This window comes from Massilia mucilaginosa (assembly GCF_011682145.1).
In the GTDB taxonomy this organism is placed as follows: domain Bacteria; phylum Pseudomonadota; class Gammaproteobacteria; order Burkholderiales; family Burkholderiaceae_D; genus Telluria_A; species Telluria_A mucilaginosa.
This window is the reverse complement of the sequence record NZ_WHJH01000023.1, coordinates 88,044-94,056: the sequence shown is the minus strand read 5'-3', so window position 1 is coordinate 94,056 and position 6,013 is coordinate 88,044. Positions and strand designations below refer to the sequence as shown.

General features: G+C 57.4%; 5 protein-coding genes and 1 pseudogene. All 6 read right to left on the bottom strand.

Annotated elements, in window-relative coordinates; translation table 11 throughout:
• The coding region (locus F2P45_RS18780) for an ExeA family protein (protein ID WP_229505157.1) at nt 1–626 on the bottom strand (626 nt) is incomplete at its 3' end.
• A gap of 2 nt (nt 627–628) precedes the next feature.
• Nucleotides 629–1,951: a DDE-type integrase/transposase/recombinase gene (locus tag F2P45_RS18775; RefSeq protein ID WP_166878412.1), complete on the bottom strand. Its 1,323-nt coding sequence runs from the start codon at nt 1,949–1,951 to the stop codon at nt 629–631.
• A gap of 128 nt (nt 1,952–2,079) precedes the next feature.
• On the bottom strand, nt 2,080–2,616 hold the full coding sequence (locus tag F2P45_RS18770; RefSeq protein ID WP_166878409.1) for a hypothetical protein: 537 nt from the start codon (nt 2,614–2,616) through the stop codon (nt 2,080–2,082).
• A gap of 359 nt (nt 2,617–2,975) precedes the next feature.
• A complete protein-coding gene (locus tag F2P45_RS18765) occupies nt 2,976–3,845 on the bottom strand; it encodes an ImmA/IrrE family metallo-endopeptidase (RefSeq protein ID WP_166878406.1) in 870 nt (289 codons plus the stop codon).
• Nucleotides 3,838–4,161 (bottom strand): helix-turn-helix domain-containing protein, encoded by a 324-nt coding sequence (locus F2P45_RS18760; protein WP_166878403.1) that lies wholly within the window; start codon nt 4,159–4,161, stop codon nt 3,838–3,840. Before F2P45_RS18760 ends, F2P45_RS18765 begins: the two co-directional genes overlap by 8 nt.
• A 1,222-nt stretch (nt 4,162–5,383) precedes the next feature.
• Nucleotides 5,384–5,575, bottom strand: a pseudogene (locus F2P45_RS18755) (IS6 family transposase); the annotation flags it as partial.
• Nucleotides 5,576–6,013 lie beyond the last annotated feature (438 nt).

Genomic DNA, 6,013 nt, shown 5'->3' with positions numbered 1-6,013 from the left:
CTTGCCAGCGGCGAAAACCGTGGATGACGTCGCGGCGCTGCTGCCGTGGAATATGAAGGATTTGCATACCCCCGATTTAACCAGCGGCGTGACTTCCTGAACAGTCTGGGGTTGATGGATCGCTTACTTTGCGCAAGGCCGGGATGGCCCACCAGCCATACGGTGATCAGATCGCGCGAGTCGAACGCGAAGTTCAGGAACGCCGGCAGGTCGCGGAAGAATTCCACCGGCAAATTCTGCGCCTCGTCGATGATCCACACCGGCAGCAACTGCTTGCCGTCGACCATCTCGGCAATGCGCTCCTTGATGTCGCGCCACAGCTGCGCGCGCCGGTAGGATGGCTCGACGCCGAGCGCCCCGGCCAGGCTGCGGTACAGGTCGAGCCGGCCGAAGTCGGTCTCGGGCTGGTAGACGACCTGGTAGCGGTGCGGATTGAGGGCCTCGGTCAGACTGCGCAGGGCGGCCGTCTTGCCGACCCCGGGTTCTCCGGTGATGAGCCCGACCCCCGGCGCCTGCAACAGCCAGTTGAAGCGTTCGGCCAGTTGCGTCAGTGCGCCGTCTTCCCACAGGTCTTTGCTTTCCTTGCCCAGTGGCGGGTGGCGCAGTCCAAAGTGTTGGAGGTACATGCTCAACCCTCCTTCTTGCCGTGGTACTGCGCCAGCGCCATCTCGACCAGGTTGGGGCCGCTGCGCGGTCCCGGTGCAGGCGGTTCCAAGTCGGGTTTGCGTCGTATCCGGTGCAGATTGGCATGGGTATCGAGCCTGGTGGCCAGGCCCAGCGTTTCGCCGGCTTCGTCCTCGACCCCGACCACCATCCCGGCATGCGGGTCGACCACCAGCCGCACCGTCTTGCCGGACAGCTCGTAGGGCACTTCGAACCTGGCGCCCAGGTACGACACTGTGCCGTCCTTGCGCACATAGCGTTTGATCCGGTGATGAAACATGGCGTCGAGCTGGGCCGCGAACTGGCCCAGCGGGCGGATCTTCGGCAGATCCGGCTGGTAGCGCGCCAGCGGCGTCAGGCCGGCCAGGCCCTCGTGCGGCGTGCGGTGGTAGACGCATTCTAGCCAGGCCCATAGCCGCGCGTTCAAATCGGCCAGGTCGTTGATGCGGGCTTCATTGAGTTCGCTGAGGAACTGGTCGCGCACGGTGCGGTGCCAGCGTTCGATCTTGCCCTTGCCGGCCGGCTGGTACGGACGGCAGTAAATGAGGTGGATCTCCAGTCGCGCGCACAACGCCTGCAGTGTGCCGGCCTTGTAGGCGGCGCCGTTGTCGACCACGAGCCTGATTGGCCGGCCACGTTTGAGCAGCGCCTGCTTGAGCACACCCTCGATGTCGAGCGCCGTCTCGCCCAGGCAGAATGCGCTGTGCGTAACCAGGCGCGTGGCGTCGTCGAACAGCGACACCAGGTAGACCTTGCGCGGCTTGCCCTCAACGATGACGCGCGGCCCGTGCATGACGTCGCCGTACCAGATGGCGCCGGCCGACTCGGCCACGAAGCTGCGTTTCTCCTCGGGCTGGCTGGACGAACCGCTCATGCGCGCGATGCCGTGGCTGGCCAGCAGGCGGTGGATCGCCGAACGCGACAGGCTGTCCCTGGCCGCCTGGCCGCTCGTTTGCAGCAGTTGACGTATCTGGCGGATCGATCGGCGCGGGTTATCGCGCTTGGCCGCAATGATGGCTTCCTGCAGTGCCGGCGCGATCTTGGAGTGGCCCGAATCGATGCGCGTCTTGGGCGCCAGGCCATCGATTCCCTCGCGCCGGTACTTGTAGAGCCAGCTTTCGATGGTCTTCTCGCCCAAGTAGGTGCGCCGCGAGTTAGGGATGGCATATTGGCGCTGGGCCAGTTCGCGCAGGGTGCGCTGCAGTTCGCCGCGGTCAAGACGCTCGCGGCTGACCAGCGGCCCCAGCACGGACAGGCGGAACAAGGCGGTCGGGTCGATCTGTTTCATGGGTGCTCCTGTTGAGTTCGGGAGCGTTCATGGAAACCGATATCGGCTGCCGGCGGCAGTGGGCAAAGTGTGTGGGGTGGGAAATTTAAGCGGCGTTGCCTGTCTCCTGGTGGTTTCGGGTCAGCGTTTCATGGGACGGAAACCTCATGGTCCGCCCATGCCATCGCCTCTGCCAGCGGCATCGCGGAAAGGCAGGCCGTCCAGAAGCCCGGGCCGTCGCCGCCACGACCCAGTTCCGGGAAGCGGCTGCGCAGCATAAACGCGAAGGTCGCAGTGCCGGCGTGCAGCCAGTCGCGCCAGCGGCGCGCGGTGTGGCAGGCGACGCCCGCGCACAGGGCAGCACCGCGTAGCGAGGCGCCGGCCAGTAGGTCCAGCAGAACCCGCTGCTGTTTGGCCCAAGGGTGCCAGCGGCGCGGCGCGATGCACAGCGGCAAACGCGAACAGGTGCGCCCGCAAGCGCCGCAGCAAAAGCGGGCCACCAGCACCGGATTGAGCGACACGGCGGCAGGGCCATCGCGGTCGGGTTTGCGCTCGTAAAAGCCATGCAGCCAAAGACCGGCTACCCCGCAATGCGGGCAAGCAAACGGCCGGTAGACTTCTGGCGCGTGCGCGATTTGCTCGATATGTTGGGGTAATGAAGGATTTACAGATAGAATTCGATGCATAGGCCGGTCCCGATGTTATCTGTGTGTTGCCTGAGAACTTCACACGATATCAGAGGAGTACTGGCCTATCTTTTTTGCATGACGTCCCACGCTGCCATTGGTGAAAGTTTATTGAACGCCCTCGCAGAGTCCGGGATTTAGCGCCCCGGCGAGCCCAGGATTTCAAAGGACGTAACACTCGGCAGCTTGCGCTTAGAAAGGTCCAATCAAATCGTTGCCATTTTGTAGAGCAGAGGTGACCGCCTTAAAAGTGGAGGTCCTTCAGATTCTCACGCTGTACTGCGTTACGGGCATTGTTGCTAACTTTTCGCACGATCACTAGAGCAAATCTGAAATACGTTATATGACTCAATTTTTCACTACCAACCGCGTATTTTTTTCGATAGCCAGGAGACGGAGTCCTCGATGGCCTCCTCTTCATGCTCGACCAAATTCGCGAATGGAAATCTGACTAGGAAGATGGCCATGTCAAACCGGTCCGATAGAATTATTGACTCTTGTGCTTCAAGGGTCGAATGCCAAACGCCAGCTCCCACACGCGTAGTGTGATTGCGCGAATCCATGACTTTAGCAAGATTGTCGAGCGACACCCGAGGAAGCTCGGTCCCATGCGGGAGATAGAGTCCGAGCCGCCTAGCGGAGTCGGTCGGGTAAGACCAACAAATAAACCCTTCTCGCGCCACGACAAGGACTGCTGCCTCCTGGGTAAATTCGATCCACTTCAACGCTTTAGCCGTGAAGGAAGTTGCATAACGATTTGCGCAATGGCCTAGAAGTTCTAGGCTGATTTCCTCGTTAGCGATCTGCACCTTGAAGTCCGGGATTGGCATAAGCAGAAAGGACGCAAATTTGTTTGCCTCCCCTTCGAGCTTACGAGAAGTAGCGCTCTCATAGTCTAGCATTTCTCCCTGTCCACATTGGAAGTGGTCCCTCATCCGGCGATGCAGAAAATAATGTCCCAGCTCATGCCCTAGCGTGAAATTGATCCGCCCAGGCGACTCCACCGCTGGGTCATAAGCGATACACCAGTCACCTTTGGACGGACGCTTGATTAGCATCCCGTCAATACCGGCGATGTCGTGAGCTTTGATTTTGCCTATTGGGTCAGCAAACCGTTTGGTAGCCTCAGGTGCCAGCAGCTTGACATCGACAGGTAGCGCTTGTCCGGCTTGCTGCCAAAATTTGCACAATTCAATGCCCCAGCCTGCAGGTGTGGTCGGCTCACTCATCGTCATCCAACAGCTTCAAAAATCTCTCTAGTTGAGCACGTTTTGTGCTGTCGAGCTGACCAATCCGCCGGAAGAACATCTGGTCGACGTCGGTTTCAGTCTGAGTTGTCTTTTCATTATCCAATAGATAGTCGACCGAAACGCCCAGCACGGCAGCAATTTTGGATATCTTTTCCGCTGATGGTCTGACGGCCGGGCCGTTCTCCAGGCCCCATATGTAGCTCTTGCTAGAGTCTGTTCTTTTTGCGAGCTCCTCCAAGGTAAGCCCGTGTCGCTTCCGTTCCGCTCTGATTTTTTCGCCAAGCGGCGTTGCCATGATAAATCTCCTTCTACACAATTATGTTCAGAGTACAGGCACAGAAAGTACTTGACAACAGAATTCTGTCCGTAGATACTAAAAGTGCCTCTAAAGAGAACTTTTTAGGCAATCCTAGCGCAGTTGGCCATTTCCAGGAGGTTTACATGGCAACCAAGAAATCGAACGAACAGACGTCCCCATCGGTCGCATCGAAGGCGAGCGCGATTTTGTCCAACCCAAAGTCGACGCCGGCTCAGAAAAGCGTAGCCGCATCCGCCCTGACACAGGCTCCCAACAAAGGTAAAAAGTAGCCGACTGGTGGTAGGCGGTAGCGCTTACCACCATTTCTTCAATCCTCAATGAGAACAACATGCAAATCAATCTTGCACATATAAAAGCTAGGTCCGCGTCGGGCGGAGCAATAAACTATGCAGTTTTTGACGCAAGGTCCAGTTCGGGCATGAGCTCGGATAACGAACTGCTGCTTGCGCAGTTGACAGCTCGCGCTCGGTCGGCAGGGTTAAGAGTTGATCAATCGGCTCTCGCATACAATCACAATGGCCGCATTCAGTTTTTCGGATCACGTCACCTTGTGGATCATCTCGCGCAACAGGGAGGTGTCCCCCGGTGGACTCACAAAATTGATGCTTGATTTTGGTCCCTGGCATAGGCCGTTTTCAGTGCTTGGTCTAAGCCGTTTCGGACCAAGGGCGCCTTTGAAAGCGCCAATTTATTCACAAGTATGTTGCCCGCCCTACGTTCGGCGGGCAGCACACTGTCGAGTGATTTCGGCGCCCTCGCCTCAACAATATTCCTCTCCCTGCTGACACCGTCATATTCAGAGCTTTTGGCGCGCCGCATATCTGTGCAGTTGCTCGTTACCCATAGCACCATCAAACATGCTGTTGCGTTTGAGCGCCATTTCAACGATGAAATGTTGCATTTGCCGAGGCCGAATATGCAACGAACTCATTCACTTCCGAAACGCAACGAATTTCCGCGCCAAAAGTACATTTTCCATTGTTAGACAAAACGCATCACGCTGCCGTAACTACATAGTATGGGGTGCAGTGCAGTTGGACCAGTGTTGCGTTTGCGCCGAACTTGTGTGCAAAATGAGAAAATATTGTGCACACTAGGCGTTGCGTTTCAATGTTAAGAAAAATCGAACACTTCGGTCACGTACTTACGGATAGCAACGGTTGGCCGCGCTATTGGTCAACGGCTTGGAGTCTGCTTGCTGGCGCACCATTTTCTCGATGAGCGGCAAGAAACGCATCGTCCACCGGTTGATCGACGAATGGTCGACCGACACGCCGCGCTCCTCCATCATCTCTTCGAGGTGCCGGTAGCTCAGCGGGCAGCTCGCATACCAGCGGATACAGACCAGGATCACATCGATCGGGAGACACATCCCTTCTAAGTTGAGCATGTCGATTCTTCCTGGGGTCGGGCGCCGCAGTTTACATGATTGCCCCGTCGATGGTCGCTAATGCGACAGAACCCCACAAAGTCGCTCAAGATATATAACCAAATCAGCCAAATTCGTCATTCCCGTCTCCTGTCGTTATAGACAGCTCAACAGTATACGCACATTTTTCAGTTTTGTGACACAGTAAGACTAGGACCTACCAAGTGGCCTCCGCACACAAAATTCCTGACGCGTCCCATAGAAAATATGTCGTAATATGCACTTCGAGCTGGGAGCGCTGAATTAAATGCAAAGCGTTGAGCGATTGTCTCACTCAGCTTACCGAACATCTCAGGCGGCCTCGTAAAATTTTGGTTCCGGTGCCGCCTCCTCGATTGTATGCGGGTCTTCGGTGGGTGCTAGCAAAGGCGGGCTCAGCCCTGCTCTCCTACCACGCCG

Bases quoted from the DNA above. Each gene is read 5' to 3' on its own strand.
- F2P45_RS18775 (WP_166878412.1), bottom strand. From the start codon at position 1,951: ATGAAACAGATCGACCCGACCGCCTTGTTCCGCCTGTCCGTGCTGGGG.
- F2P45_RS18770 (WP_166878409.1), bottom strand. From the start codon at position 2,616: ATGCATCGAATTCTATCTGTAAATCCTTCATTACCCCAACATATCGAG.
- F2P45_RS18765 (WP_166878406.1), bottom strand. From the start codon at position 3,845: ATGAGTGAGCCGACCACACCTGCAGGCTGGGGCATTGAATTGTGCAAA.
- F2P45_RS18760 (WP_166878403.1), bottom strand. From the start codon at position 4,161: ATGGCAACGCCGCTTGGCGAAAAAATCAGAGCGGAACGGAAGCGACAC.